The sequence below is a fragment of the Pseudonocardia sp. C8 genome, from assembly GCF_014267175.1.
Classification (GTDB): domain Bacteria; phylum Actinomycetota; class Actinomycetes; order Mycobacteriales; family Pseudonocardiaceae; genus Pseudonocardia.
In genome coordinates, this window is the sequence record NZ_JACMTR010000002.1 from 4,826,006 (window position 1) to 4,852,418 (window position 26,413).

Here is a 26,413-nt window from a genome sequence, read left to right on the forward strand (position 1 = left end):
GCAGGGAGCGTGTGGCATGAACGACACCGGGTTCGATCCGAACCGGAGCAGTCTCGCAGCCTGCATGGAGCGGATACAGGAAGCGCTCAAGGGTCACGGCCGCGAGCTCAACTCGGGCATCGTCACCAGTCGCGACGAGGACGCCCGGGAGCTGCGTCGCGAGCTGGCGATCGACAACGTGCCCGAGGGATTCCGCAAGTACCAGCTGCCGGTGATGTTGCCGGAGCAGTCCTTCATGTTCATCACGGTCGCGGATCCCGATGTCGAGTCGCCGGCCCACTCACACGACGAAGGGGACGGAATCCGGTTCATCGCCGGCGGCTCCATCATCTATGACGGATCCGAGCTGGTGGCCGGGGACTGGATGTTCATCCCCCGTGGTGAGCGCTACTCGTTCAGGACCGGCCCGCACGGCGCCCTCATGTGCTACTGCTACTGCTGTTGCTGCGCCTAGCTTCCTTGAGCCAGGCCGTGGTCAGGACACGGCCCGGCCCTGGGGTGCGAATCCGTCCTCGGGCTGCAGGATGGTCACGCTGTTGCCGTCCGGGTCCTCGAGGATCCCGAACGACACCCGGGGCTCGGCACCTGCTCCTCGTACGTCGCCAACCGAAGGCTGGCTGCGGCTGCCGTCCGGACTCATCGGTGGCCGGCTCGCCGACGGTTCCAGGTCCGCCACCACCGGTCCTCATACGCGGGTCGGATAGTCCCTGGGACGCCGGTGCGCACGCCTGCGCGCCGAAGCGGCGGGTAGCCATCGCGCCCTGACCGCAGCGTCCGGGTGCAGGTCGGCGGTATAACCAGGGCGCACAGTACGCCGACGGGTGGTGAGGGGCCTCGGGGAGGAGCGGTCCGTGGCCGGAGACCAGGACGATCACTTGGCCGAGGCCGGAGAAGCGGTACGGCTGAGCGACCTTGCCATCCGGCAGAGCGCGGAAGGTCGGCGGGAGCAGGCGCTGGCCGCAGCCGAGGGAGCTGCGAGGCTGTATCGCGCTCTCGCGGAGGGCTTCCCTGTGATGTTCGGCCCCGACGCGGAGCGGGCCGACGCGCTCGCCGCAGCGATACGGGAGGACCGGCCCATCGCGTCGACCCCCGAACCCACCACGTCCCGGCAGTGCGCGCCGGCGGACCAGATCACCACGGCCGGCGTCCCCGCGTCCCACACGGCACGCGTGCCGGACGGGCCCGCAGCCGTTTCCGCCCCTGAGCCGGAACCGCCGACCCCACCGGTCCTCACCACACGTCGTACCGGCCGGTCGCGGCGGCGCACCGTGCTGTCGGCGGTGGTGTCGGCCGTCCTGCTCGTGCCCGTCGGTATGGCCGGCTGGGCATTCTCGCGACCGCCCACGCCGACCCCGGTACCGGTGCAGGCGCAGGCGCCACCTGCCGCTGTCCCGGCCACGCCCACCTGGACTGCCACCGCCCGCATCGATGTCGCCCCGACAGGGGTCACCCTTCGTTCCGTACCGTCCACCGCCGGAGCCCCGGTCGGGCGACTACAAGCCGGCGCCGTCGTCCGGATCCAGTGCGGCGAGATCGGCCGGATGACCTCGACCGATGCCGGGGAGCGCAGCTCCACCTGGCTACGCGTTGCCGCCGGCAGCTACCTCGCCGCGGTGAACGTCGAGGTCCGCGGGTCCCGGCCGGTGACGAACTGCATCCCCGGACAACCGCCCGCACCCATCCCTCACCACAGGTGAGGGATGGGTGCCGACGCCGGGTGGGACGGCGTCCACCGTCACGCACGGCCTGCGGATCGGGCGCGACTGCTGTGGCGATGACCAGCACGCCTCCCGGCCCACCGTCGCAGAGTTTCGTTTCGGGCGACGGCGTCTGTCGCGCGCCCGGTCCGGCGACGGACCGGATCAGCGCCCGGAGGCGCCCTTGGCGCAGCCGACGGCGACACCTGCCAGCGCCGCGGGTGCGTTGCCGGTCAGGATTCCGGGCGCCGCGGTCCACATCGCGTTCTCGTAGCAGGCGCCTTCCCGCTTACCGATCGGCGCGTGGCCCCCCTTCGAGCAGCTCCCCGGCCCGCCCTTGGCCTGGGCGGCCGTGCCGGAGCAGCCGGGCGAGTCGTCCGCGAACGCGGCGCCGGGCACTGCCACCGCTCCGGACGCGGCCAGCACCACACCCGCTCCGACCGCCGCGGCGCGTCGGGCCCACCTGTTGTTCTTCATACATTCCCCCCGCTCGTGATCGTTCGTCGAGCGGCCCACGTCCTACCAGCCGACCCCGACGCGCGTCTGTGAGCGCGGCCACACCCGGGGTGCCGCCGTCAGAGCCAGCCCGCGTCCTCGGCGATGCGGATGGCGTCCATGCGGTTGCGGGCGCCGACCTTGCTGATGGCGTTGGACAGGTAGTTGCGCACGGTGGTCGGGGCGAGGCTGAGCTCGCGCCCGATCTCGGCGGTGGAGATGCCGGCGCGCACGCTGCGCAGCACGTCGCGTTCCCGGGCGGTCAGCGGGCTGTGGCCGGTCTTGCGGGCCTGGGCGATGAGCGTCGGGTCGATGACCCGTTCGCCTGCCGCGACCGCTCGCACGCTGGCGGCGAGGGTGCCGGAGGGGGCGTCCTTCGGGAGGAAGCCCCCGACGTCCGCGTCGAGCGCGGTCAGCAGGTGGCCGGGCTGGCTCAGGCCGGTCAGGATCAGCACCCGGCACTCCGGGACGGTCTGCCGCAGCGCGGCGGCCGCGGACAGCCCGTCCGTCCCGGGGAGGTCGATGTCGAGGACCGCGACCCGCGGCCGGAGCCGCTCGGCGGTCTCGACGATGTGGTCACCGCGGTCGAGCTCGGCGACGACCTCGAGGTCCGGTTCCAGGGAGAGCAGCGCGGCCAGCGCGCCCCGGATCAGGTGCATGTCCTCGGCTATCAGGACGGTGATCGGGTCCGCGCCGCTCATCCCGGCAGCGCTCCCTGGCCCGCAGCGGCGAGGGGCGGCGGTTCGGCGGGGACCTCGACGTCGAGGACGAAGTCGTGCCCGTGCCGGGCGGCGCTCACCCGGCCACCCAGCGGAGCGGCCCGTTCGGCCAGCCCGGTCAGGCCGTGGCCGGCACCGGGCCCGTGGCGTGCCCCGTCGTTGCGGATGCGGAGGTGCGTGATTCCGCCCCGGCAGGTCAACCGGAGCCGGCACGTCTCTGCCTCGCTGTGCCGCAGCACGTTCGTCCCCGCCTCCCGCACCACGCCGGCCAGCATCCGGTCGCTGTCACCCGCCGGTGCGGGGCCATCCTCGTCGAGATCCACCGTGACGTGGATCCCGGCGCACTCGAGCAGTGCGGTGAACGCCGCGATCTCGCCGGTCAGCGTGAGCGACTCGGCGCCGTCGATGGTGGTGTGGATCTTGCCGAGCACGTCGTCGGCCAGGTCGGCGACCTCGTCGAGCTGCCGGCGGGCCGCGTCCGGTTGCCGGTCGGCCAGTGCGGTCGCCAGGTCCCCCTTGAGCGAGATGGCCGACAAGCTCTGGCCGAGAAGGTCGTGCAGGTCGCGGGAGAGCCGTTGCCGTTCCCGGCCGAGCGCCGCCGCCGCGGTCCCGGCGCGGGCGGTCTCCAGGTCGGTCAGGGCCCGCATGAGCAGGGCGGCCCCGGCCAGCGCTGCGGTCGCGACGGCGAACCCGAAGCCCCAGTACACGCTCACCCAGGCCGCCTCCCACCAGCTGACGTCACCGGCGTCGAACCATACGAGCTGGGTCCACAGCATGCCCACGACGGGGACTGCCCCGACCAGAACGGCGAGCGCGGGGGGTCGCAGCAGGAGCAATGCGGACGCGGTGACGAAGAACTGGCTCGACGCCCAGTTGAACCCCCAGACGGGGAGCGGCAGGTACACCAGCCCCAGCAGGACGAGCCCGCTGAGCGGCCAGCCTCGGGGTCGGCGGTGGCGCACCACCGCCAGGCCGTGGTGCACGTGGAGGGCACCGATCGCGGCGGCCACCGGCAGGACGTGCTCCCAGGGGACCGCGGCGGCGGCACCGGAGGGGTCCCCCGTCACCGTGTACAGCGTCGGGGCGATCAGGAACAGCACGGTGGTCGCGCCGATCAGGAGCGGGGCGCGATGGCGTGCGGCGATCACGCGTCGTCCCTCCGCTCGTCGATCCGGACCCGCGGCTGCCCGGCGGTGAGGTCGGCGGTCAGCGTGACGTGCCGGGCCTCGCGGGCGGCCAGCAGCTGCGCGATCCGGTCGTGCAGCTCGGCCCGGGCGGACGGGGCCAGCTCGCCCGCGGCCGGGGTGACTGCGTCGTCGCGGATCTCGACGGCCATGCCCCCGGCGCGCAGCAGCGTGGCGGCGAGCTCGATCTCCGCGTGCACCGACGCGTCGCGGTAGCCGTGGACCAGGTCGCGCGCCCGTGCCAGCGCGGAGCGGGACAGGTCGGTCAGCTCACCGATCTCGGAGGCGGGGGTCGAGGCATCGGCCCGGCGGGCGCGGCGGGCGATCTCGGTCAGCTCGGCGCTCACCGCGCTGCCGACCTCGGCCTCCACCCGCAGGCGTTCCTGGGCGACGGCCGCCGCCACCAGCTCCGCCCGGGCCATGCGGACCCGGCGCACCGACCCGACCAGCCGGAACATGATGTCGATGGCCAGCGCCTTGCTCGTCATCAGCGCCGGCCACAGCGGTGCGATGCCGAACCACACCGACAGGGCCGGGGTCACGACCGTGACGAGCCCGGCGAACACCATCCACGACCACGGCGCGGGCAGAGCCAGCAGGACGGCGGTGGCCACGACCAGCATGCTGTAGATCCAGGCCGGGCCCAGCAGCGGGAGCCCGCCGACGGCGACGACGGCGATCGCGGCGACGGCCCACCCGGACAGCGGGTGCCGGTGGCCGCGCACGGCGCCGCGGACGACGAGCAGGTACCAGGGCAGGCAGGCCGCCATGCCCAGCGTCAGCCGGACCGCGAGCAGAGGGTCGTCGTGCCCGGCGTAGGTGGTGTGCGCCGCGAGTCCCTGCGTGACGGCGACGAACGGCACCGCCAGGGCCAGGCCGGCCGCGGCCAGCTCGAACACCCTCGACGCGTGGCCCGGCTCGGCCTCCCCGCGGGCCGCGTCGGGGTCCACGGTCAGCCCCCGTCGGCCTCGGGTGACGACGACGCGGACGGGGTCGGCTCCGGCGAGCTCGTGCCGGGCCCCGGCTGGTCCGGTTCCGGTTGCTGCGTCCCGGACGGCTGCGCCGAGGGCGTCGGCGTCGCGCTGCTTCCGTTCGTGGGCCGGATGTACGCGCCGATCGGGCCCCGGGTCGGTGACGGGGTGGCCGAACCCTGGCCGGCCGGCTCCTCGGAGGGCGACGCGCCCGGCTGCTCGCTCGGGGTGGCTCCGTCGGTCGTCGGCGCCGGGGGCGGTGCAGCTGCCGTGCTGTCTGCGTTGCCGCCCACCTCGTCGGTGGTGCCGGGGGTAACCGGTTCGACGACAGCACCGCGGGCAGGGACGGACTCCGTCGAGGCCGGACCGGCCACATGCCCGGTCCGGGACGGCGCGGCCGGGCCGGCGGGTATGCCGCCGTCGTCTCCGCCGGCCGGCGCACCAGGGGCCGGTGCGGGGGCACCTGCCGGGGCGGGGGCACCTGCCGGGGCGGCGGCACCGGCCGGGGCCGGCGGCGGCGCGGCGGGGCCGTGGTTCGCGGCGAGCGAGCGCGCCGTCGCGCTGTACCCGGTCAGCTCGGGAGCCGTCACGGCCACCACCCCGAGCGTCGCCGTCGAGAAGATCGCGAAGCACGCTGCGGTCATCGCGAGACGCCGGGGCGGGCGGGCCGGGCCGTCCGCCACCCGGCGGTGTGGAGATGGCGGCGACAGCGTCGGCCGCTCCGCGACCGGTGGCCGGTCGGCCTCCACCGTGCCGAGGCCACCGCCGCCCGCACTCGGCCGATGATCGCTCACGCGGCCCCCCACAGAGTCGGCAAGATCAGCCCTCCGATCGCATTCTGCTGCACGACGGTCACCGCGTCGACCTCGCCGCCGACCGCCGGGCCCCCGGGCAGTAGATGCGATTGTCACATGTCACCCGGCGACGCCCGGCCCGCGGGACTTGTGACATCTGCATCTACTGGAGGACCGGGCGCACCGGGGACCCTCGTTCCAGTCGGGTTCGGGGCGGGCCCGTACGGGCCGCGCGGGCGGTGTGCGACATGGGGGGTTCACACAGCGCCCGCGCGGCCCGGTGTCCGACGAGCCCGGGCGCGTCCGGGAACGTGCTCCGGTCCCGGCCCCACCTCGACGAACAGCCGGAAGCACGCGGCGCACCGTCCCACGAGGGTCCTGCAGTCACACACTCCGCAACGTCGAAGCCGGCCACCTGGTCAGGACACATCGACCCGTTCCGGAACGGGAAGCCCTCTACCGTTCGAGCTGAACGCATCAGCGGCACGCGGGAGTGGACGATGATCACCGGGGTACACGCGCTGATCTACAACCAGGACGCCGAGGGGCTGCGGGAGTTCTTCCGCGACAAGCTCGGGTTCGGCTCCGTGGACGCGGGCGGCGGGTGGTTGATCTTCGCCCTACCGCCGGCCGAGCTCGGTGTCCATCCGACCGACGGCGACGCCACCCACGAGCTGTACCTGATGTGCGACGACATCCAGGCGACGCGCACCGAGCTGGAGGCCAAGGGGGTGGAGTTCGTCGGTCCGATCGAGGACGCCGGATTCGGGCTCGTCACGGCGATGCGCATCCCCGGCGGTGGGGAACTGCGAATCTACGAGCCCAGGCACGCGACCCCGCAGCCCTGGTCCGCGCGCTGATCCGTCACCTTCGACGTAGTAATTCGGTTCCGCAGGGCGCCCCTATCGTCGTCCCTTCACGGTCGGTCCGGCGAGGACCTTCCTGTCATGCCCTCCTCGTCGACGTCGATCTCCGCCGCTGCGTCCGTGCGAGCAGGTGTCGCTGCCCAGCTTGAGAGCAGCTGCATGGCTTCGGCCGTGCGAGAACCCGCCTCGACCGTGAAGAAGAGCATGACCAGGCCGGTGATCTCCTCGCGGCGCCGGCTCGTCCCTGCCGGGCCGAGGGGCGGGGGCAAGGTACTCAGTCCCGACTTGTATCCCGACCCTCGGTCTGGCTGCCGTCTCGGCGGGCCGTGAGGAGGTCACCCGCCGCACTCCCTGATTTCCGAAGCGGTGCCGGGTTCGGGCGGAGCCCGCCGGAGGTGCTGCCACCCTGACACCGGATCCGGGCGAACACTGTGTCGCCAGCCCTTGCGACGGGTGAAGCATGCCGTCATGCGCCCCGCTCCCGGTCACGTCCTGCACTTCTCCGAGGACCCCACGATCCAGGTGTTCGAGCCTCACGTTGCCCGGACTGCGCGCCAGAAGGACGCCTACGTCTGGGCCGTGGATGGCTTCCAGGCTCCGAGCTACTGGTTCCCCCGGCAGTGCCCTCGCGCGATGGCCTGGCGGACGTCTTCCACGACCGACGATGACGCACGGGCGATCATCGGTCCTGGCCCGGAGACCCGCGTCCACGCCGTGGAGTACGCCTGGGTGGATCGCATCCGGGACGCGAAGCTCTTCGCCTACCAGCTGCCGTCGGAGACCTTTGAGCCGTTCGGCGCCCCGGAGCCGCACGCCTACGTGTCGACGGCAACCGTGCGGCCAGCAGGCCCGCCGGAGCCGGTGGGTGACCTCTTGGCACTGCACGAGGTCAACGGAATCCAGCTTCGGCTGCTACCGCGGCTTCATGCGTTCTGGGCGGCCGTCACGACAAGCAGCCTCGGGTTCAGCGGCATCCGGCTGGGGAACGCGCAGCCGTAGCACCGAAGCCGCTCGGAGATCAGAGCACTCCTCCACCGGCCGGGGCCGGGTAGCCGAGCCTCGGCGCCGCGAACGGGCCGGAGGTGTAGTGAGCGAGCGACGGGGTCCGACGTGCCGGCCCCGCGCCGCTGGAGGCGGCGCCTTGACGGCCTCGTGAGCCACACGCTGCGTAAGACCGTGGCGAGCTTCCTGGACGGCTCCGGACGAGTCCGCCCGAAGATCAGCGATCAGCTAGGTCACTCGAAGATCACCATGACGCAGGACCGCTACCTCGGTCGGCGGCTCACCGATCGGGAGACCGCGGAGATCCTGGAGAATATGTTCGAGCCGGACAGGGACGAGTAAAGGTCCCAAAGTGGTACTGCGATCTTGACCGCCGATCACGACCGAGGGGCCGACCTGCGGGAAACGTGGACCTAACGCTAAAGCATACGAACCACCACGACGTGCTGGTCGAAGGTCCAGAGATCCAGGTCACGCCCGTTGGCGCCCTCACCCGGCAGCTCGATGACCATCAAGTGCAGCAACTGATCAAGGGCTACGAGGCCGGCGCGACCGTCTACGAGCTGGGTGACCAGTTCGGTATCGAGCGTCGCACCGTCAGCGCGATCCTCCACCGCCACGGCGTAGCGATGCGTCGACGTGGCCTATCCGACGAGCAGATCGACGACGCGGTTCGGCTCTACCACCAAGGGTGGTCGCTGGCCCGGATCGGTGACCGCATGGGCGTCGCCGCCGGCACCGTGCGCCAACGGCTGCACGAGCACGGTGTCACGATGCGGGACACCCAGGGGCAGCCCGGGGCAGGTGCGGTCTGATGCGCGCCGAGCCAGCCACATCCCAGCCCGCCCCCGATCGATCACTTCGTCTGCAGTGCGCGTGCACGCTGTTGGTGGCCGTGGGGGCGGCCTACGTCTCCTATCGGCACGGCCGTGAGTTCGCCCTCCGGTTCGGTGCCGACGAAACTACCGCCACCCTCTGGCCTCTCATTGTCGACGGCCTCTTGACGATGGCAACGATCGAGCTGTGGAAGGCCGGTCACCGGTATCGCGCCAGCGGGCAGTGGAAGGCATGGTTGTCGTTCGCCCTCGGGATCGGGCTGTCGCTGTGCGCCAACATCGCCTCCGCGCCCGAGCTGAACGCTTTCTCCATCGCCGTGGCCGCCTGCCCCCCGCTGGCACTACTGCTGTCGGTGGAACTACTCAACCAAGCGCTCAAACGCCGCCGCGCGGAAACCTCAAGCGGCACCGATCACGAGCCCGACGAGAACGCATCACCAGAGCCGCACTCACCGGACACGGGTGAAAGCAGGTCGTCAGAGAACTCCGAGACGAGCGCCGAGATGCCAGCACTGCACACGATAGTGAACAACGTTCCTGGTCACAGCACCAACAGCGCCGACGCTGACTCAGAGCCACCGGACGGCGGCGACGATGATCTACTGCTAGAGGAGGCGTACCGGCTCGATGCCGAACACTGGAACCTCTACCAGCGGCCGATCTCAGCCGACACCCTCCGCCGCAAGCTCAGCATCGGCTCGCGGCGATCCCGCGCTCTCACCCGACACATCCGACAACACCGACGGCCCGGACCAGCGCTCGCGGCGGTGGAATGAGCGCCGGACCCGCGGTGGGCTGCCGCCCGGGAGCCGGCAACCCACCGCAAAGTTGCCGGGGACGGCGAATTCCCCCGAGCCCGGCGATCATCTTCCCGTCGGCTCGGCATGTTCAGTGGGTATCGGCCGACATTCCCAAGACCGGGTCCGACCCGGTTGTTGCACGAAGGGGAATCGACGGCAGGGGTCACGACTGCGCTCGGATCGCAACAAGTATTGCTGTCCGCCAGCCCGTGAGGTGCCGGGCATTGGCCGCTTATCCGTGCGGTTGCTGGTCGTGTGGAGCGGGGAGGGTGATGGAGGCGTCGGCGCCGGTATCGGGGCGGTTGGTCAGGTGGGTTTGGCCGCCGTTGGCGGTGATCAAGGCTGCGGTGATGGCGAGTCCGAGGCCGCTTCCGGGGTGGGTGCGGGCGGTGTCGGGTCGGGTGAAGCGGTCGAAGGCGTGGGGCAGGAAGTCGTGGGGCAGGCCGGGGCCGTGGTCGAGGACGTGGATTTCCGCGCGGCCGTTGGTGTGGGTGGCGGTGAGGTGGATGTCGCCGGTGGCGTGCCGTAGCGCGTTGTCGACGAGGTTCGCGATTGCGCGGTCGAGGTGGTCGGCGTGGGCCAGTGCGGCCAGTCCGGTGGGGGCTTCGACGGTGATGTGGCGGCGATGGTGCTGGAGTGCGGGGCGGAAGCGGTCGGCGACGGCTTCGAGCACGGGACCAAGTTCGACCACTGTGGACGATGGTCTGGTCTGCTGGCGGTCGGTGCGGCTGAGGGTGAGCAGGTCTTCGGCCAGCCGGGACAGGCGTTGGGTTTCGGCCAGCGCGGAGTGCAGGGCGGTGGTGAGTTCGTCGTGGCTGCGGGGGCGGCGCAGGGCGAGTTCGAGTTCGGTGGTCAGCAGGCTTAGCGGGGTGCGCAGTTCGTGGCTGGCGTCGGCGATGAACTGGCGCTCGCGGGTCAGGGCGGTGTGTAGCCGGGTGAGCATGGCGTTGAGGGTCTGGCCCAGGCGGGCGATTGAGCTTGGCCCCGTGGCCCGGACACCTGACCTGAGGTGACCGTCGGTCACCAGGGAGGATGTTGCGGTGCCTGCACCACACCCGCCTGAGTTTCGTCAGCGTGCCGTCGAGTTGGCTCGTCTGGGCGACAAACCGGTCGCCGCGCTGGCCAAGGACCTGGGCATCAGCGAGTCGTGTCTGCGGAACTGGATGGCCCAGGCGGACGCCGATGAGGACGGTGACTCGGCGCGGCTGACCAGTGCGGAGAAGAAGGAACTGGCCGAGCTGCGTAAAAAGAACCGGCAGCTCGAGCTGGAAAACGAGATCCTTAAACGAGCAGCGGCCTATTTCGCCCGGGAAAACATACTCCCAAAGTAATCTACCCGCTGGTCCGTGAGTTGGCCGACGACGGTATTGACGTCGCGGTGGCCTGCCGGGTGTTGAAGGTTTCCCGTTCCGGCTATTACGAGTGGTCCACCCGGCCGCCCTCGGCCCGTGACGAGGAGAACGAATTGTTACTCAAGCACATCCGCCAGATTCACGCCGAGTCCCGCGGCACCTACGGTTGGCCGCGGGTGCACGCCGAACTCACGCTCGGGCTGGGCCTGCCGGTCAACCACAAACGGGTCGCACGACTCATGCGACAGGCCGGCATCCAGGGCCTCTACCGGCGCCGCCGGCGTGGCTGCACCGTGCGCGACCCCGCCGCAGATCCAGCCACCGACCTGGTCAATCGCAACTTCGCCGTCGAGGAGCCCAACCGCCTGTGGATCACCGACATCACCGAGCACCCCACCGGCGACGGGAAGGTGTACTGCGCCGCGGTGATGGACTCCTATTCCCGCCTCATCATCGGCTGGTCGATCGCCGACCACATGCGCTCCGAACTGGTCACCGACGCCCTCGGCATGGCCATCCTGCGCCGAAACCCCGAAACCGGGACAACAATCCTACATTCCGACCACGGCGCGCAATACACCTCCTGGGCGTTCGGCCAGCGACTCCGGGCCGCCGGCCTGCTCGCCTCGATGGGCACCGTCGGAGACTGCTACGACAATTCCATGATGGAATCCTTCTGGGGCACCCTGCAACTCGAACTCCTCGACGCTAAACAGTGGAAAACCCGCGAGGAACTTGCCAACGCAATCTTCGAATGGATAGAATTCTGGTATAACCCGAAACGGAGACACTCCCGCATCGGAATGCACAGCCCCGTCACGTTTGAAGCCCTGCACACGGAGTCAGACCAACACCACTGACCCCACACCCGATGTGTCCGACGAACAGGGCCAAGCTCACGATCTCGTCGCCGGTGTCGGGGACGGGGAGGTGGTGCTCGGGTTGGTCGGCGTCGATGGTGGCTGCGCGGCTGCGCATGGCTTCGACCGGTCGCAGGGCGGCGCCGCTGAGGGTGTAGGCGGCAAGCACGGCCACGAGCAGCACCAGCGGGAACACGATGAGTAGTTCGCGGATGAGGTCGGCGACGATGCCGTTGGCGTGCTGTTGCAGGACGCCGGTGGGGTCGCCTTCGTTCACCGCGTCGCGGAACTGCAGCACGGTCGCGATGCCCGCCCCGGCAAGGACGAGGGCCATGACGGCGGCGAACAGGATCGTCAGCCGCCAGCGGATGGGCAGTCTAGCCAGCAGAGGGCGCATGGTGGCCTCCGTCGGTGCGGAGTCGGTATCCGGCACCGCGCACGGTTTCGATGGAGCGCACGCCGAAGGGCCGGTCGATTTTCTGCCGCAGGTAGCGGACGTAGACATCGACCAGATTCGAGGTGGTGTCGAAGGCGGTGTCCCAGCAATGATCAAGCAGTTGGTCGCGGGTGTGCACCATGCCAGGCCGGCGCATGAGCGTTTCCAGCAGCACGAACTCCCGGTTACTGAGGAAGATTTCGGTGTCGCCGCGCCAGACGCGGTGGCTGGCCGGGTCCAGGTGCAGATCACCTGCTTGTAGTACGGGCGTGCGGTCGGCGAGGCCGCGGCGGGCGAGTGCGCGGAGCCGGGCGAACAGTTCGGTGAGGTGGAACGGTTTGGTCAGGTAGTCGTCGGCGCCGACGTCCAGGCCGCGGATGCGGTCGGGCACCGCACCGCGGGCAGTGAGCATGAGCACTGGCGTTGCCACCTTCCGCGTCCGCATCCGCGTGCACACCTCGAACCCGTCCGGTCCGGGCAGCATCACATCCAGCACGATCACGTCGTACTCGCCAGCCAGCACCGCGGCCAGGGCTTGGTCACCGTCGGTGGCGACGTCGGCGACGTGGCCTTCTTCTCGCAGCCCGCGGGAGAGGAGCGCGGCCATTTTGGGTTCGTCTTCGACTACCAGGACGCGCATGGCCACCTCACGATCCGGCATCCCCGGTCACCGGGGAAGTTGTTCTCATCGTCCTCTCATCGACTGCTCGTACCGTCTGCGGTGCAACCAGGGTTGCAGCACACGAGTGCCCCAGCGAGCAGGAGGGGAGCATCGACGTGTCCGTCAATGCGCAGCTCATCCCCGGTGGAGAATGCGCCCCACGACGTCCGGCTAGCGGCGGAGCCGATGAGCTGTGGTGTCGAACAGTCGACGCTGGGCGAGGTGGCTGGCCACGGCGGCGGCCACGGTCGCGGCGGCCAGCAGCATGTACATGACCACGATCTGGTAGCGGATCGCGGTCAGTGGGTCGACGCCGGCCAGGATCAGCCCGGTCATCGCCCCCGGCAGGCTGATCAGGCCGACGACCTTGGTCGAATCGATCGCGGGCAGCAGTGCAGTACGGGCGGCCGAACGCCGGTGCGGGGCGAAGGCGTCCACGAGCGACATCGCCAGCGCCAGGCGCGCCTCGATCACCGGCCGGGCGTGACGCACGTCTTCGACCAGCCGCAGCAAGGTCAAGCCGGTGGCCTGCATCGCGGTGGCCACGATCATGCCGCCGATCGGCACCACGACCTCGGGCCGAGCCGGCAGGACGCCCAGGAGCAGCAGGCTGGCCAGCGAGACCAGCGAGCCGACGGCGATCGCGACGGTGGCCAGCAGCCATCCGCGAGGCACACCCCGACCGCGCCGACCAGCAACGTGCCCGGCGACCAGCACCATCAATCCCACCCAGCCCGCGGCACCGAGCAGCCCGGCGTGCTGGAACAGCAGCAGGAGCACGACGCCGACGGCGGCCAGTTGCGCGGCGGCCCGCGCGGAGGCGATGAGCAGGTCGCGGGTGAGGCCGAACCGCTGGTGGACGGCGACCGCGACGGCCACCGCCACCAGCAGCACCGATGCCGCCACCTGCAGCCAGGTCACGTCCGTGGTGATCATGAGGCTGCCTCCGGGTACTGGATGTCGTCGGGTGCGCCCGAGGCCAGCACGCGGCCGTGGTCCAGCAGGATGACGTGGTCGGCGACGCGGCGGACTTGGTCGGCGTTGTGGCTGACCAGCACAACCGCACAGCCGCGCCCGACAAGATCGCGGACGGTGCGCTCGATGGCGGTGGCACTGGCCGCGTCCAGTGACGCGGTGGGCTCATCGAGCAGCAGAACCTCCGGCTCCAGCGCCAAGGCGCGAGCCAGGCACACCCGTTGGGCTTCCCCGCCGGACAGCCCTGTGGTGCTGCGATCGAGAAACGACAACGGCAGGCCGACCCGAGACAACAGGGCACCTACCTCCTCTGGGGCCACGTGCGGGCAGCCGAGGCGGATCTCCTCGGCCACCGACTCGCTCAACAACTGGGGCTGCTGCGCGACGAGCTGCACTCGGCGTCGCAGATCCAGCACGTCATACCGGCCCAGCGCGGTCCCGTGGAAGGTGATCTGCCCGGCGTCGGGGTCATCCAGCCGGACCAGCAACCGCAGCAACCGCGACTTGCCCGCCCCACTGCGGCCCACCACAGCGGTGCACGCAGCGGGCGGGATCTGCGCCGAAACGTCCTCCAGCACGAGCGCCGGGCCGTGCCGCAGCGTCACGCCACGGAGGGCGAACACCGAGTCCTGCTGCACATCGACCCCCTCGCTGAGATTCTTGTAACCATGGTTACATCGTGGAGGATAGTGATGGCAATGCCTCAACGGCTCCGTTCCGAGAAGTCAGGCTGGTTCTCCCGGCCAAGTCACATCGGCCCTTCGGTCACCGTGGCCGTGCTCGCGGCTGTGGCCCTCGTGGTCAGCGGCTGCAGCGGCGGAACCACACCGCCGCACCAGCAGCATCCCGCCGCGGGCACGGGTGCCCAAGCCGCGGAGGCGCCAGTGCCCACGACCGAGGCTGACTGGCGAGGTGCGGCCGAGGTGCTGGGCCGGCCGGGCAAGCTCAAAGACGGCACGGTCTACCGGTTCAGCTTCCCGCGCTCGGACCTGGACGTGACCTCGCAGAACGTGACGGTCAAGCCCGCGTTGGCGCTGGGCTCCTACGCGGCTTTCGCTCGCTATCCGGATGGCTCGTCGATGGTGATGGGCGATTTGGTGGTCACCGAAGGCGAGTTGCCCGCCGTGACCGATGCGTTGCAGCGCGCGGGGATCAACCAGACCGCCATTCACAAACACCTGTTGGATGAATCCCCGCCGGTGTGGTGGAGCCCATATCCACGGCCACGGCAACCCCCAAGACCTCGCCCGCGGCATCCGGTCCGCTCTGGACGCCACTGCCACGCCACCGCCCAGCAGCCAGCAGCAGCCCCCGCCGGAGCTGGACACCGCAGGAATCGATGCCGCGCTCGGGCGCAAAGGAACCGCTGAAGGCGGGGTCTATAAGTTCTCCGTGCCCCGCAAGGAGACCATCAGCGATTCCGGCATGGTCGTGCCACCCGCGATGGGCGTGACCACGGCGCTGAACTTCCAACCCACCGGCGGAGGCCGCGCCGTGATCAACGGCGACTTCGCCATGACCGCAGGCGAAGTACAGCCGGTGCTACGAGCCCTACGGCAACACGGCATCAGCGTGATCTCACTGCACAACCACGGACTGAACGACGAACCGCGCCTGTTCTACACCCACTTCTGGGCCGAAGGCGACGCTGTCCAACTCGCCCAAGCCCTGCGCCCGGCGCTGGACGCCACCAACGTGAAGCCACCCAAGTAACGGGCCGCAGCCATGACGCACCACCTGGTCGACTCCCGCACGTCCCCCCGCGGCGGCAAGGGCCTGCCGACGGCGGCGCGGCGTCTCGGGATCGTGGTGTCGGTCGTGCTGATCGGCGCGGCCGGGTGGCTGCTGGTCCGGGAACTGCGCGGGCTGCGTTTCGGCGCGGTCGTGGGCTATCTCGGCACGGTCTCGCCCGGGTGGCTGCTGGTGGCGCTGGTCGGCACGGTCGCGGCCTACGTCGCGCTCGTCGGCTACGACGCGCTCGCGCTGCGGCACGTTGGCCACCCGTTGCCGTGGCGGCGGGTGGTGCGCGTGGGGTTGATCGGGTTCGGGATCAGCAACACGGCCGGCCAGGTGTGGTTGGCCGGTGGCGCGGTGCGGTATCGCCTCTACCGGGCGGCGGGGCTGGCTGCCGGCGAGATCGCCGGCGTGGTCGTGTTCGTGTCGCTGGCGTTCTGGCTGGGCTATCTCGCCCTGGCCGGCGTGGTGTTCCCCCTCGCCGCGCCCGGCGTGCCCCCGAGTCTGCGGCTGGGCGTTCCGCTGGACACGCTGGGGTGGGTCTGCCTGGCCCTGGTGGGCGCCTACCTGGCCTGGTGTGGGCTCGGGCAGGACCAAGCCCGATTGCGCCCACCGGCGCTGCGGGTGGCGCTGCCCCAGGTCGGGGTGGCCGTGCTGCGCACGCTGCTCACCGCGAGCGTGCTGTACGCGGTGCTGCCGGAGGGGGTCGACTACCTCGCCGTCCTGGGCGTGTTCGTGTTCGCCGTCGGCATCGCAACCCTCGGGCAGGTGCCGGGCGCGGCCGGGGTGCTGGAGGCCGTGGTGCTGGTGGCGCTGCCCGCCCTCGACCCGGCCGCGGCCGTGGGCGCGCTCGTGCTGTTCCGGCTCCTGTACTACCTGCTGCCCCTCGCGGCGGCGCTGGTCGCCCTGACCTTTTCCGAACTCCACCCCCGTCCCGGAGGCGCATCGTGAGCCCGGAGACGCAGCACATGCCCACCCGGCGAGAGCGCTCGTTCGAGCGCGCCCGCGCGATCCTGCGTGCCTACCCGGCCGCCAAGGCCCAACTCGCCGTGCTCGACGACAAGCACCTCTTGTTCAACTCCGCCGGCACCGCCTTCATCATGTACGCCGGCCACGGCCGCAGCTGCGTCGCCCTCGGCGACCCGGTTGGCCCGCCGCAGCACGCCCCCGCGCTGATCCGGCAATTCCACACCATGTGCACCACCCGCGGGCTGCGGCCGGTGTTCCACGAACTCAGCAATGACCACCTCGCCACCGCCACCACCCTGGGGCTGCACCCGCTGCGCATCGCCGAGGAAGCCCGCGTGCGCCTGGACACCTTCTCGCTGACCGGCCGCCGGCGGCACAACCTGCGCAACCGGCTGCGCAACGCGACCAAGGACGGGCGCACCTTCACCTGGGTCCCCTCGTTGGCCCACGCCCCGCACCGGCTGTCCGAACTACACGCAATCTCCCACGAGTGGCTGGGCACGAAACCTTCCCGGGAAAAACGCTTCTCGCTGGGCCGGTTCGACCCCGACTACCTGACCACCGTCGACTTCGCTGCCGGCCTCATCCAGCAGCACGACCAGCCCCTCGCCTTCGTCACCACCTGGGCCGGTACCAGCCACCAGGAGCTGTACCTCGACCTCATGCGCTGCCGGCCCACTGCCCCGCGCGGCACCATGGACCTGCTGTTCGTCCGCATGCTGCAGCAGGCCCACGCCGACGGATACACCTGGTTCAACCTCGGCATGTCCCCGCTGCCACCGGCCACCGACGACCTCTCCACACGGCGATTCGGCCGGCTCTACGCCCAGGCCCGCGACCTCGCGCACCACTTCTACAACCTCGACGGGCTACGCCAGTACAAAGACAAATTCGACCCCCACTGGTCGCCCCGCTACCTACTCGCCCCGAGCCGACCCGGCCTCCTCCGCGCCCTGTCCGACGTCGCCCTGCTCACCTCCGGCGGCACCCGCGGCATCCTCGGCGACACCTGGCACCACCTCACCCGACGCCGATGACCCAGCCACCCGCCCGACAACCCATACACCAGCCACACCCGCCAACGCAGCGACGAGAAGCCCCGGTTTGCTCCAAGCAGGCCTGCTGCACACCGTCCCCGTCCCCAACATGGAAAGGAAACCGCGATGCGACCGCAGAACACCCTGGATTGGGTAGCCTTTGTCCTCCTGCTTGTCGGCGCGTTCGCCTGGGCCGCGTTCATCACCGACGTCAACGTCCTCGACGTAGCCCTGGAACCCATCGCCGACGTCCTCGACGACACCGTCTTCGGACTCATCGGCCTGGCCGGGCTGTACTGGATCGCCCGCGTACTCGGCCTGCCCCCGAAAGCCTCAAGATAGCGGCGTGCCCTCTGCCGCTGTCCGCACAGCGCGACCGTCCCCTGCAGAAGAGGGTATTGATGTAACCATGGTTGTACTGCAACCATGGTTACATGTCATCGGAGGCTGCTGGCCCACATGCGCCCGGGGAGTGGGTGTTGCTGTCGTACCGCATGCCGCGGGAGCCCTCCACCCCGAGGATCGCGGTGTGGCGCAAGCTCAAACGCCTCGGCGTGGCTCAACTCGCCGACGGGGTCGTCGCGCTCCCGGCCGACGCGCGCACCCGCGAACATTTGGAATGGCTCGCCGACGAGATCATCGAGGGCGGCGGCATCGCCGGGATCTGGATCGCCCGGCCAGCCAGCCTCGCACAGGAGCGGGAACTGGCCTCGGGGATGGCCGAAGCCCGGGCGGGCGAATACCGCGCCCTCGCTGAGGAAGCCACCACGGCCGCCGACCTGGCAGAGAACGCGCGGCTGTCCACGGCGCGGCGACTGCGGGCCGAACTGCGGCGCATCACGCGCCGCGACTACTTCCCGCCACCGGATCGTGAGCAGGCGCGCCGCGCGGTCGAAGCGCTGCTGCATCCCACCGCAACCGACCTGCCGCAGGAGAGCTGACCGATGAAGTGGGCCACCCGCGCCAACATCCACATCGACCGGGCCGCCTGTGCCTGGCTGATTCGCCGCACCATCGATGCCGAGGCGGAGTTCGTCTTCGTCGCCGACCCCGCCGAGGTGCCCACCGACGCGACCCCGTTTGACATGCGCGGGGTCGAACTCGGGCACCACCAGGGGGATTGCAGCTTCGAGACCATCCTGCGCCGCTACGACATCACCGACCCCGTGCTGTGGCGCATCGCCGAGGTCATCCACGAAGCCGACCTCGACGACGAACGCTACGACGCCCCCGAAGCCCCCGGTATCGATGTCGCGCTGCGCGCGCTGTCGATGGTTTGCGACGACGAGCAAGTCCTGGCCCACACCCGCCCGCTGTTCGACGGGCTCTACGAGTACTACCGCCGCGCCACTCTGCTCGGCCGCGAACCCGCATAGCCCCCACTGTCCACAGAGGAACAGAATCGATGCGCGACACCCCCGACCAGTCCACCCCGAAGCCACCAGAGCCGCCGCAGGACACCTCCGAAAACGCCCCGGAATCCGCGGCCACACCCCAGTCGCGTAGCGGCGATCTGGTGCCATTTCGGCAGGCGCTGCGGACCTGGTTTGCCATCTCGCTGCAGACCTTCGGCGGACCGGCCGGGCAAATCGCGGTCATGCAACGCACCCTGGTCGACGACAAACGCTGGATCGGCCAACGCCGCTTCCTGCACGCCCTGAACTACTGCATGCTGCTGCCCGGCCCCGAAGCCCAACAACTCGCCATCTACGTCGGGTGGCTGCTCAACGGAGTCCGCGGCGGACTCGCCGCCGGCACGCTGTTCGTCCTGCCCGGTGTCATCGCCCTACTCGCGCTGTCCGCCATTTATGTGGGCTTCGGTGACACCATCCTCGTCACCGCGATCTTCGCCGGACTTGGCCCCGCAGTGGTGGCCATCGTCGCCCAAGCCGTCCACCGGGTCGGCAAACGCGCCCTGACCCACCCCGCCCTGATCGCCATCGCGATCGGCGCCTTTCTCGCCCTGGCACTGTTCGGCGTCCCGTTTCCCATCGTGATCGCCGTGGCCGCATTCGCCGGATGGCTGCTCGCCAAGATCAAACCCCACGCACTGCGCGCCGGAAACGGCACCGAGAACAGCAACGGCCCGCAACCACTGATCGCCGACGATGCCCTGCACACCGAACGCCCCACCCTCGGTCGAGCCGCCCGCATCATCCTCATCAGTGCGGCACTCTGGGGACTGCCGCTACTGGCCGTCGCGCTCCTGACCGGCGTGGGCAGCGTGTTCACCACCCAGGGCATGTTCTTCTCCGGCACCGCACTCGTGACCTTCGGCGGCGCCTATGCCGTGCTCGCCTTCGTCGCCCAACGTGCCGTCGAAGTCTATGCCTGGCTCTCGGCAGGGGACATGGTCCGCGGTCTGGGCCTGGCTGAAACCACCCCGGGACCATTGATCATGGTCGTGCAGTTCGTCGCGTTCCTCGGCGCCTACCACCACCCCGGCGGCCTCAACCCCTGGATCGCCGGAATCCTCGGCGCGCTCATCACTACCTGGGTCACCTTCGTGCCCTGCTTCCTGTTCATCTTCCTCGGCGCCCCACACATCGAACGACTCCGCAACAACCACACCCTCTCCGCGGCGCTGACTGGCATCACCGCCGCCGTGGTCGGTGTTATCGCCAACCTCGCCCTCTACTTCGCCACCCACACCTTCTTCGGGGCCAGCAATCAGCTTCGCCTGGGAATCTTCGATGTGAACGTCCCCGACCTGGCCACCGTCAAACCGGTCGCGGTCGCCATCACCGTCGTCGCCATCGTCCTGATCTTCCGGCTGCGCTGGTCAGTACTCCGCACGCTCGGCATCTGCGCCTTGCTCGGCCTTGTCGCAGGGCTGACCGGGCTACCAATGACCTGAACACGAGCCAAGCCGCTGCTATCAGCGGTGCCGCTTACATCTCCTACCACCACGGCCGCAACGACTGAGGTGAACGCATCCGCACACGACACACGACGGATCCGCATCGGCCAACGATCCCTATTCGCCGTCAGCAGACCCCGGCATGAACCAAGACGAGCAGCTCATACCCAAGTGCAACCCAACTACCTTGCGGGATTAGAACTCGAGAAGCCGTCCTGACCAGCACTTTTGCGTCAGACACCGGAAACGCACCACGGACCGACAGGAAGCCCCTTCACCTGCCATTTCCGCAGGTCATCGAACATGGAGGGGCTTCCTATGGTTACCCTACCTGTGGAGGTTGGGGGAGCTTATTTCAACACAAAGTACCAGGTCACAGCGCTAGAAGGACTGCGGTAAAAGCTGCCGGACCTGAATGCGCCCGCCCAAACGAAACCGAAGCAGGCTAAGCCTGGCCGCGCTCGACGGAGACCAAGTGCGGCAACTGATCGAGGGCTACACCTCGGGCGCGACCGTCTACCAGCTGGGTGATCAGTTCGGTATCGAGCGCCGAACCGTGTCCACCATCCTGCATCGCCACGGGGTCCCGATGCGCCGTCGCGGCCTGTCCGCCGAGCAGATCGACGACGCCGCCCGGCTCTACCACCAGGGGTGGTCACTGGCCCGGATCGCCGGACGCATGGATGTCGCTGCCTGCCCACCCCTCGCGCTGCTGCTATCGGTCGAACTACTCAACCAGGCCATCAAGCGGCGCCGCGCGGAGATGACGATCGAGAACGGTCCTGAGTCTGCCGAGGCCGGCTCAGCGCTGCCGGCTTCGGCAGATTCAGGCGGGGCCAGCCAGACGCTGGACGCTCTTGTAGAGGCCGAGAGGGTGCCAGCATTTCGCACGGTCGTGAACAACATGCCTGGTCATAGCACCGAAGCCGACTCAGCGGAACCGTACGGTGAAGAGGGTGATCCGCTATATGGGGAGGCATACCGGCTCGACGCCGAACACTGGAACCTGTACCAACGCCCGATCTCAGCCGACACGCTCCGCCGCAAGCTCAGCATCGGCTCGAAACGAGCCCGCGCCCTCACCCACCACATCCGCCAGCACCGCCAACCCGCAGCAGTGCTCACGGCAGTGGACTGAGCACCGGACTCGCGGTGGGCCGCCTCCGCCGGGCGCTAGGCCCGAAGAGGTGGAGGCCCACACACCACGTTGCTTATCGTGGTTTCTCTGCTGTGATGAGCGCATATCCAAGGGTGCCGGTGGCGGCGGCGTCGGCGGCGAGTCGCGTGTAGTGCAGTACGGCGTTGACGTCGATCCCGGCGGCGACGAGTTGGTCGGGGGCGGTCATGCGGAGCAGTTTCAGCCGCGCTTCCATCATGTCGATCATCGACCGCAGTGCCTCGTCGTGGCTTTGGGTGTCGGTGGTGCGTAGTCCGGCGGTGTCGAGGATGGCGATGTAGTCGTCAAGTGGACGGGCGTCGGCGATGCAGGCGACCCAGCCGGCAAGTCCGGTGAGTTCGGTGGGGAGACCGTCGGGGTGCACGGTGATGTCGGTGATGCCGACCCGGCCACCGGGCCGGAGCACGCGCGCGAATTCACGTGCTGCGGTGGGTTTGTCGGGGAAGGTGCAGAATGCGCATTCGCAGACCACGGCGTCGAACTCGGCGTCGGCTAGGGGGATTCGTTCGGCGTCGCCGGTGTGAAAGCGCACCGTCTGCCCGAGGCCGGCGTTCTCGGTGGTGGCCCGCGCCTTGTCGACCGTGGCTTGATTGAGCTCGATTCCGTCGACATGTACGCCGCGTTGGGTGGCCAGCAGGCGGGCCGTGGCGCCGGGGCCCGCAGCGACGTCGACGACATGCTGCCCGGCGCGCAGGTCGAGGGCGTCGGCCAACCGCTCGGTGAGAGCCTGCCCGCCGGGGTGATAGGACTCGCCGAGCAGCAGTGCCACCGCGTCGTTGCCGTAGGCTGCCGCGCAGCAATTCTTGATCTCGGCCGCATCTGCCGGACTGTGTCGGGTGCTCATGATTCCACCGCCTTGCGTCCCACGTTCGTCGTGTCTGGCGCGACGGCGTTCCGGTCGGCGTCTGCGTTTGTCGCGATTTTCGAGCCGTAGGGCGAGTCCGTCAGGAGGGGCTGGAGTTCGGTCGCGTTGGGTACCACGCCGGGGATGTCGACTCCGGACTGCTGGGCGCGGACTTGTTCGCGGTAGCCGACGGAGTTGTAGGCACAGAAGGGGATGAGGCGCCCGTCGGGGGTGATTTCCTCGACGCAGCACTTCATGAGTTGTTTGACGTTGAGGGTGTAGGGGTCCTGGAAGTCCTGGACCACGATCATGAAAGCCTTATCGCCGAGGTCCTTGGCGGCTTCGGGCAGGTCGATGCCGCATGCTTCGCATTCCAGGTCAGCCGCGGTGGTCTCCAGGTTGGTGCTGGTGGTTTCGGTGCCCATGAAGGCCGACGCGCTCCAGAGCTTTTCCAATGCTTCGCGGACGCCTTGGTCGGGCATGACGCGGTTGGTGACGTAGTCCAGGTAGTCGTCGAGGTTGATCAATCGTGGGATGGGGATGACGTCGGTGCGGTCGGCGGTCTTGTCGACCAGCAGGTAGGTGATCGAGCGGCAGGTGGGAAAGCAGCACGGCACGGGGAAGAAGTCGCTCGTGCGGAACCAGTCTGGACACTGGTCGGCGAGCAGTTCGATCACGTCCGAGTTGGTCAGCCGGTTCAATGGATCGAACTCGATGTGCCGTCCGGAGTGCGTGACGGGTTGGAACGCCACCGAGCGCACGGCGGGGTGCTCGATGCCGAAGCGGACGATGTCGCCGACCTCGTGCTCGTTGAGCCCGCGTTCCAGCGCAGCGACCAGCGTGACGGTCAGCCCGGCGTCCGCGCAGTTGTCCAGCGCCTTCTGCTTGCGGTCGCGGAGATCCTTACCGCGGATCTCCAGATACGTGCGCTGGTCGAAGCCGTCGAACTGCAGGTAAATGTTGACCCGTTTACCGGGACGGTTCCGCTCCCCCAGCGCCTGCACGAACCGCTGGTCGGTGGCCAGGCGGATGCCGTTGGTGTTGAGATTGACCGCCTTGATCGGCCGCTGCTGGGCGAGGTCGATGAAGTCGAGGAGGTGCTTGTGGATGGTGGGCTCACCCCCGGAGAACATCACCACCTCGGGTTCGCCCTCGGCCTCGACGAACACGTCCAGCATCCGTTCGCACTGCTCCAGCGTGATCGAATAGCCGTCGGGTTGGTGGCCGGAGTCGGCGAAGCAGATCGGGCAGTCGAGGTTGCAGTTGGTGTTGACCTCGATGATCCCCAGGCAGGCATGCTGCTTATGTTCCGGGCACAGCCCGCAGTCCGACGGGCAGCCATCTTTAACTTCGGTCTGGAACGCCAGGGGGATCGTGCCCGGCTTGTTGAACCGTGCCGAGTCCAGGTACGCCTGCGCGTCGCCGTACACCAAGGCTTCGAACCATCCGTGCTCGGCGCAGCGTTTGCGCAGGTAGACCTTGTTGTCGCGGATGTTGACCTGGCCGTCGACGACGACCTTGCACACCGGGCAGATGCTCTTGGTGTACTCGATGAACACCTCGTCGCGATCCTGCTTCTGCTGCGCCACGCTGCGAGCCCCGCTTCCGTCTCGGTGATCGACCTACGCGCACAGCTCAGCAGCAAGCCTTCCTGATCGCAGCAGCACTGTTCGCCACCGAACAGTTCGCAGGCATCGCTCGCGGAGCAGGGTCAACGGTCACGTGCGCGCTGTCCGGCTGGCCTCGCGGTTCGTCCGCCATGGCCTCCGACGAACTGGGCCGCGGTCTGCTGGATGGCCAGCGACCATGTGGGGTAGGCGTGCACCGCCTGTGCCAGGCGTCCGGTGAACATGCCGGTGCGCATGGCCAGCGCGGGTTCGTGGATCATCTCGCCGGCTCGTTCGGCCACGATCGTCGCTCCCAGCACGCGGCCACCCCCGACGGTGCCAAGCAGGCGGCGCGGGCATGCGAGGAGTTTGACGAACCCGCACGGATCGGCCGACGTGATCGCCCGGTCCACCTCGGTCATCGGCAGATAAGCCACCCTGGCCGAGGTGCCCGAGAGGTCGCGCTCAGCGGTGCCCACGACGGCGACTTCGGGGTCCGTGAACACCACCATCGGGATCGAGCTCGGATCGAAGGCAGGGCGCCGAGTGCGCCGCAGCCCCGCGGTGACGGCGATGCGCCCCATCGCGTAGGCACCGTGGGTGTGTGGAAACAGCCCGGTGACGTCGCCAGCGGCCGAGACCCCCTTTACGCCGGTGGCCATGTACCGGTCGACCAGGACGAAACCCCGCTCGTCGGTACGGACACCTACGGACTCCAACGCGAGGTCGTGGGTGTCCGGGCGGCGCCCGGTGGCCACCAGAAGCCGGTCCGCGCGGACGGTCTCGCCGTCGTCGAGATCCAGCAGGACCTGTCGACCATCCATTCGAGCCGCCCGGGCCGCCGTGCCGGTGCGCAGCCGAATTCCGTCCTCGGTCAGAGCTTCGGACAGCGCTGCGGATGCCTCGGGGTCGAGAGCGGGTAGCACTCGCGGCTGCGTCTCGATGAGCGTCACCTCCACGCCGAGCCGCGCGAACGCCTGGGCGAGCTCGCATCCCACAGCCCCGCCACCAAGAATCGCCAGCGAACCCGGAGCTTCGGCCAAGTCGAACACGGTTTCGGTAGTCAACAGGGGCACGCGGCCCAACCCGGGAATCGGCGGGACGGCCGGGCGGGCGCCGGTGGCGACGACGATCTGCCGCGCCGTCATGCGCCGATCATCGACGGACACCGTGCGGGCCGAGACGAATCGCGCACGGCCCCGGACCACGTTGATGCCTTGCTGGCGTAAGACGTCGTCGTTTTCGGTGGCCGCGACGCGGGCCACGGTGTGGCGGACGCGGGCCAGCGCTTCGCCGAACGGCATCCCGCGCGCCGCAGCGTGCAGCAGGGTTTTCGACGGCACGCACCCGGTGAACGTGCAGTCGCCACCGGGGTCGCCGTCGGAGACGAGCACGACTCCCAGTCCCGCCCGTCGGGCAGTGGTCGCCGCGGCCAGACCGGCCGCGCCGCCACCCATCACGATCACGTCGCTGTCGGTCACGCCCGCAGCCAACCACGCAAGGTCAACTTCTACGCACGGGGTTGTCGCCTAGCTGACACTTCCCGTGGTGGTCGGACTGGGACGACTCTGTCAGCAGAGCGACAGTCGGCGCTTGTCTGCGTCGCGCGTGTGGCGTGATGGAGTCAGCGGGCGCGGACCGTGATGGTGGAAGCCGTATGACAGGCAGGGATGGTTAGCCGTTGATCCAATCGCCTGAGCCGCCACCGGTTCTCAAGGAGCTCGCCGTGCTCGCCGTGCTCGGCCGGGCCGCCGGCGTCGGTCGAGGGGCAACCGTTGTCTGGCGGCTGCTGTCGTCTCCCGGAACCGAACGACTACCGGGATGCCGTTGCCCTGACGCGAGACCAGGCAGCCCGGGGCATTAGAGGACCATGCCAGTTTTACGCTGAGCTGTGTCCTGGCGGTGTTCCCCCGTGCTGCCGTGACGGTGTTCGTTCGTGCGGGCTCAGGTGGTGCCCTCGGCCTTGGTTCGTCGTCATGCGCCGACGAGGCTGCAGAACGTGGAGAACGGAACAGGGAAAGGATTGCGACAGTGGCGGCGAGAACCACCGACATCGACAAGGCAGCCGGTGTGCTGCGCGGCGGAGGGCTGGTGGCCTTCCCGACCGAGACCGTCTACGGTCTGGGCGCCAACGCCGAGGATGCCGCCGCCGTCGCACGCATCTTCCAGGTCAAGGGCCGCCCGTCCTCCCACCCGCTGATCGTCCACCTCGGTGACGCGGAGCAGTTGCGCGACTGGGTCGCCGACGTGCCCGCGACGGCGCGCCTGTTGGCCGAACGATTCTGGCCGGGGCCGCTCACGCTGGTCCTGCGGCGCAGTCGCCGGGTGCCCTTGGAAGCGACGGGGGCCTGGAGACGGTGGCCGTGCGCGTGCCCGACCACCCCGTCGCCCTCGCGCTGCTGTCGGCCTTCGGCGGCGGTGTCACGGCCCCGTCGGCCAACCGCTTCGGCTCGGTCAGCCCCACCACGGCGGACCACGTCCGTGCGGAGCTCGGCGATGCCGTCGATCTCGTGCTGGACGGCGGCCCCTGCCAGGTC

Annotated in this window: 29 protein-coding genes and 1 pseudogene; 18 read left to right on the plus strand and 12 right to left on the minus strand. The window is 69.5% G+C overall.

Features of this window, described 5'->3' with window-relative positions:
* The first annotated feature begins 16 nt into the window (after positions 1 to 16).
* Complete coding sequence (locus tag H7X46_RS22835; protein ID WP_186361347.1) at positions 17 to 454, plus strand: cupin domain-containing protein; 438 nt, start codon at positions 17 to 19, stop codon at positions 452 to 454.
* 397 nt (positions 455 to 851) lie between these two features.
* Entirely contained in the window at positions 852 to 1,697 is an 846-nt protein-coding gene (locus tag H7X46_RS22840) for a hypothetical protein (RefSeq protein WP_186361348.1), read from the plus strand.
* Positions 1,698 to 1,862: 165 nt separating this feature from the next.
* On the opposite strand, the gene H7X46_RS22845 is transcribed toward H7X46_RS22840, so the two are convergent.
* The 4 genes from H7X46_RS22845 to H7X46_RS22860 form a co-directional block, all read right to left on the minus strand.
* On the minus strand, positions 1,863 to 2,174 hold the full coding sequence (locus H7X46_RS22845; RefSeq protein ID WP_186361349.1) for a hypothetical protein: 312 nt from the start codon (positions 2,172 to 2,174) through the stop codon (positions 1,863 to 1,865).
* Between the two features lie 98 nt (positions 2,175 to 2,272).
* The gene (locus H7X46_RS22850; protein WP_186361350.1) at positions 2,273 to 2,893 is read right to left on the minus strand and encodes a response regulator transcription factor; all 621 of its coding nucleotides are present in this window, start codon (positions 2,891 to 2,893) and stop codon (positions 2,273 to 2,275) included.
* Positions 2,890 to 4,059 carry a histidine kinase gene (locus H7X46_RS30890; RefSeq protein WP_186361351.1) on the minus strand — a complete coding sequence of 390 codons (1,170 nt, stop codon included), beginning with the start codon at positions 4,057 to 4,059 and terminating at the stop codon, positions 2,890 to 2,892. Before H7X46_RS30890 ends, H7X46_RS22850 begins: the two co-directional genes overlap by 4 nt.
* Positions 4,056 to 5,045, minus strand: a complete 990-nt coding sequence (locus tag H7X46_RS22860) for a hypothetical protein (protein WP_186361352.1) — start codon at positions 5,043 to 5,045, stop codon at positions 4,056 to 4,058. The genes H7X46_RS30890 and H7X46_RS22860 overlap by 4 nt, the downstream gene beginning before the upstream one ends.
* 1,315 nt (positions 5,046 to 6,360) lie before the next feature.
* On the opposite strand from H7X46_RS22860, the gene H7X46_RS22865 reads away from it, so the two are divergent.
* From H7X46_RS22865 to H7X46_RS22885, 5 genes are all read left to right on the plus strand, one after another.
* Positions 6,361 to 6,720, plus strand: a complete 360-nt coding sequence (locus H7X46_RS22865) for a VOC family protein (protein WP_186361353.1) — start codon at positions 6,361 to 6,363, stop codon at positions 6,718 to 6,720.
* Between the two features lie 474 nt (positions 6,721 to 7,194).
* Positions 7,195 to 7,725: a DUF6886 family protein gene (locus H7X46_RS22870; RefSeq protein ID WP_186361354.1), complete on the plus strand. Its 531-nt coding sequence runs from the start codon at positions 7,195 to 7,197 to the stop codon at positions 7,723 to 7,725.
* A gap of 153 nt (positions 7,726 to 7,878) precedes the next feature.
* Positions 7,879 to 8,070, plus strand: coding sequence for a hypothetical protein (locus H7X46_RS22875; RefSeq protein ID WP_186361355.1), 192 nt, complete (start codon positions 7,879 to 7,881; stop codon positions 8,068 to 8,070).
* A gap of 101 nt (positions 8,071 to 8,171) precedes the next feature.
* Positions 8,172 to 8,543 (plus strand): helix-turn-helix domain containing protein, encoded by a 372-nt coding sequence (locus H7X46_RS22880; RefSeq protein ID WP_345355741.1) that lies wholly within the window; start codon positions 8,172 to 8,174, stop codon positions 8,541 to 8,543.
* Complete coding sequence (locus tag H7X46_RS22885; protein WP_186361356.1) at positions 8,543 to 9,340, plus strand: DUF2637 domain-containing protein; 798 nt, start codon at positions 8,543 to 8,545, stop codon at positions 9,338 to 9,340. Before H7X46_RS22880 ends, H7X46_RS22885 begins: the two co-directional genes overlap by 1 nt.
* A gap of 256 nt (positions 9,341 to 9,596) precedes the next feature.
* Here the strand turns inward: H7X46_RS22885 and H7X46_RS22890 are convergent, their stop codons facing one another.
* Positions 9,597 to 10,388, minus strand: a complete 792-nt coding sequence (locus tag H7X46_RS22890; RefSeq protein WP_186361357.1) for a HAMP domain-containing sensor histidine kinase — start codon at positions 10,386 to 10,388, stop codon at positions 9,597 to 9,599.
* Positions 10,389 to 10,404: 16 nt separating this feature from the next.
* Here H7X46_RS22890 and H7X46_RS22900 point away from each other — a divergent pair.
* Positions 10,405 to 11,576, plus strand: a protein-coding gene (locus tag H7X46_RS22900; RefSeq protein ID WP_370588921.1) for an IS3 family transposase whose coding sequence is annotated in 2 segments (ribosomal slippage) — positions 10,405 to 10,693 and positions 10,693 to 11,576 — 1,173 coding nt in all. Because the reading frame shifts where the segments join, the coding sequence is not laid out codon by codon here.
* Here the strand turns inward: H7X46_RS22900 and H7X46_RS22905 are convergent.
* The 4 genes from H7X46_RS22905 to H7X46_RS22920 all read right to left on the minus strand — a co-directional run bounded on the left by H7X46_RS22905 (position 11,533) and on the right by H7X46_RS22920 (position 14,286).
* Entirely contained in the window at positions 11,533 to 11,973 is a 441-nt protein-coding gene (locus H7X46_RS22905; protein WP_186361358.1) for a hypothetical protein, read from the minus strand. The two genes, H7X46_RS22900 and H7X46_RS22905, sit on opposite strands and share 44 nt — an antisense overlap.
* Complete coding sequence (locus H7X46_RS22910) at positions 11,954 to 12,652, minus strand: response regulator transcription factor (RefSeq protein ID WP_186362846.1); 699 nt, start codon at positions 12,650 to 12,652, stop codon at positions 11,954 to 11,956. Before H7X46_RS22910 ends, H7X46_RS22905 begins: the two co-directional genes overlap by 20 nt.
* A 192-nt stretch (positions 12,653 to 12,844) precedes the next feature.
* Positions 12,845 to 13,609, minus strand: coding sequence for an iron export ABC transporter permease subunit FetB (gene fetB, locus H7X46_RS22915; protein ID WP_186361359.1), 765 nt, complete (start codon positions 13,607 to 13,609; stop codon positions 12,845 to 12,847).
* Positions 13,606 to 14,286 carry an ATP-binding cassette domain-containing protein gene (locus H7X46_RS22920; RefSeq protein ID WP_186361360.1) on the minus strand — a complete coding sequence of 227 codons (681 nt, stop codon included), beginning with the start codon at positions 14,284 to 14,286 and terminating at the stop codon, positions 13,606 to 13,608. The genes fetB and H7X46_RS22920 overlap by 4 nt, the downstream gene beginning before the upstream one ends.
* Before the next feature lie 246 nt (positions 14,287 to 14,532).
* On the opposite strand from H7X46_RS22920, the gene H7X46_RS29160 reads away from it, so the two are divergent.
* The 9 genes from H7X46_RS29160 to H7X46_RS22965 all read left to right on the plus strand — a co-directional run bounded on the left by H7X46_RS29160 (position 14,533) and on the right by H7X46_RS22965 (position 21,386).
* The gene (locus tag H7X46_RS29160; protein ID WP_222131394.1) at positions 14,533 to 15,018 is read left to right on the plus strand and encodes a DUF1259 domain-containing protein; all 486 of its coding nucleotides are present in this window, start codon (positions 14,533 to 14,535) and stop codon (positions 15,016 to 15,018) included.
* A 22-nt stretch (positions 15,019 to 15,040) separates the two neighbouring features.
* A complete protein-coding gene (locus H7X46_RS29165; protein WP_222132560.1) occupies positions 15,041 to 15,361 on the plus strand; it encodes a DUF1259 domain-containing protein in 321 nt (106 codons plus the stop codon).
* Between the two features lie 12 nt (positions 15,362 to 15,373).
* Positions 15,374 to 16,333 carry a YbhN family protein gene (locus tag H7X46_RS22930; RefSeq protein ID WP_186361361.1) on the plus strand — a complete coding sequence of 320 codons (960 nt, stop codon included), beginning with the start codon at positions 15,374 to 15,376 and terminating at the stop codon, positions 16,331 to 16,333.
* A 17-nt stretch (positions 16,334 to 16,350) separates the two neighbouring features.
* Entirely contained in the window at positions 16,351 to 17,388 is a 1,038-nt protein-coding gene (locus H7X46_RS22935) for a phosphatidylglycerol lysyltransferase domain-containing protein (protein WP_186361362.1), read from the plus strand.
* A gap of 126 nt (positions 17,389 to 17,514) precedes the next feature.
* Entirely contained in the window at positions 17,515 to 17,730 is a 216-nt protein-coding gene (locus H7X46_RS22940) for a DUF378 domain-containing protein (RefSeq protein ID WP_186361363.1), read from the plus strand.
* Positions 17,731 to 17,864: 134 nt separating this feature from the next.
* Positions 17,865 to 18,329 (plus strand): Chromate resistance protein ChrB, encoded by a 465-nt coding sequence (locus tag H7X46_RS22945; RefSeq protein ID WP_345355707.1) that lies wholly within the window; start codon positions 17,865 to 17,867, stop codon positions 18,327 to 18,329.
* Between the two features lie 3 nt (positions 18,330 to 18,332).
* Positions 18,333 to 18,764 (plus strand): chromate resistance protein ChrB domain-containing protein, encoded by a 432-nt coding sequence (locus tag H7X46_RS22950; protein WP_186361365.1) that lies wholly within the window; start codon positions 18,333 to 18,335, stop codon positions 18,762 to 18,764.
* Positions 18,765 to 18,793: 29 nt separating this feature from the next.
* A complete protein-coding gene (chrA, locus tag H7X46_RS22955) occupies positions 18,794 to 20,245 on the plus strand; it encodes a chromate efflux transporter (protein WP_186361366.1) in 1,452 nt (483 codons plus the stop codon).
* A 478-nt stretch (positions 20,246 to 20,723) separates the two neighbouring features.
* A complete protein-coding gene (locus tag H7X46_RS22965; protein WP_345355696.1) occupies positions 20,724 to 21,386 on the plus strand; it encodes a hypothetical protein in 663 nt (220 codons plus the stop codon).
* A 73-nt stretch (positions 21,387 to 21,459) separates the two neighbouring features.
* Here H7X46_RS22965 and H7X46_RS22970 read toward each other — a convergent pair whose 3' ends face one another.
* The 3 genes from H7X46_RS22970 to H7X46_RS22980 form a co-directional block, all read right to left on the minus strand.
* Complete coding sequence (locus tag H7X46_RS22970) at positions 21,460 to 22,269, minus strand: class I SAM-dependent methyltransferase (RefSeq protein ID WP_186361367.1); 810 nt, start codon at positions 22,267 to 22,269, stop codon at positions 21,460 to 21,462.
* On the minus strand, positions 22,266 to 23,858 hold the full coding sequence (locus H7X46_RS22975) for a radical SAM protein (protein ID WP_186361368.1): 1,593 nt from the start codon (positions 23,856 to 23,858) through the stop codon (positions 22,266 to 22,268). The genes H7X46_RS22970 and H7X46_RS22975 overlap by 4 nt, the downstream gene beginning before the upstream one ends.
* 122 nt (positions 23,859 to 23,980) lie before the next feature.
* Complete coding sequence (locus tag H7X46_RS22980; RefSeq protein ID WP_186361369.1) at positions 23,981 to 25,357, minus strand: NAD(P)/FAD-dependent oxidoreductase; 1,377 nt, start codon at positions 25,355 to 25,357, stop codon at positions 23,981 to 23,983.
* Positions 25,358 to 25,967: 610 nt separating this feature from the next.
* On the opposite strand from H7X46_RS22980, the pseudogene H7X46_RS30055 reads away from it, so the two are divergent.
* A pseudogene (locus tag H7X46_RS30055) lies at positions 25,968 to 26,413 on the plus strand (L-threonylcarbamoyladenylate synthase); the annotation flags it as partial.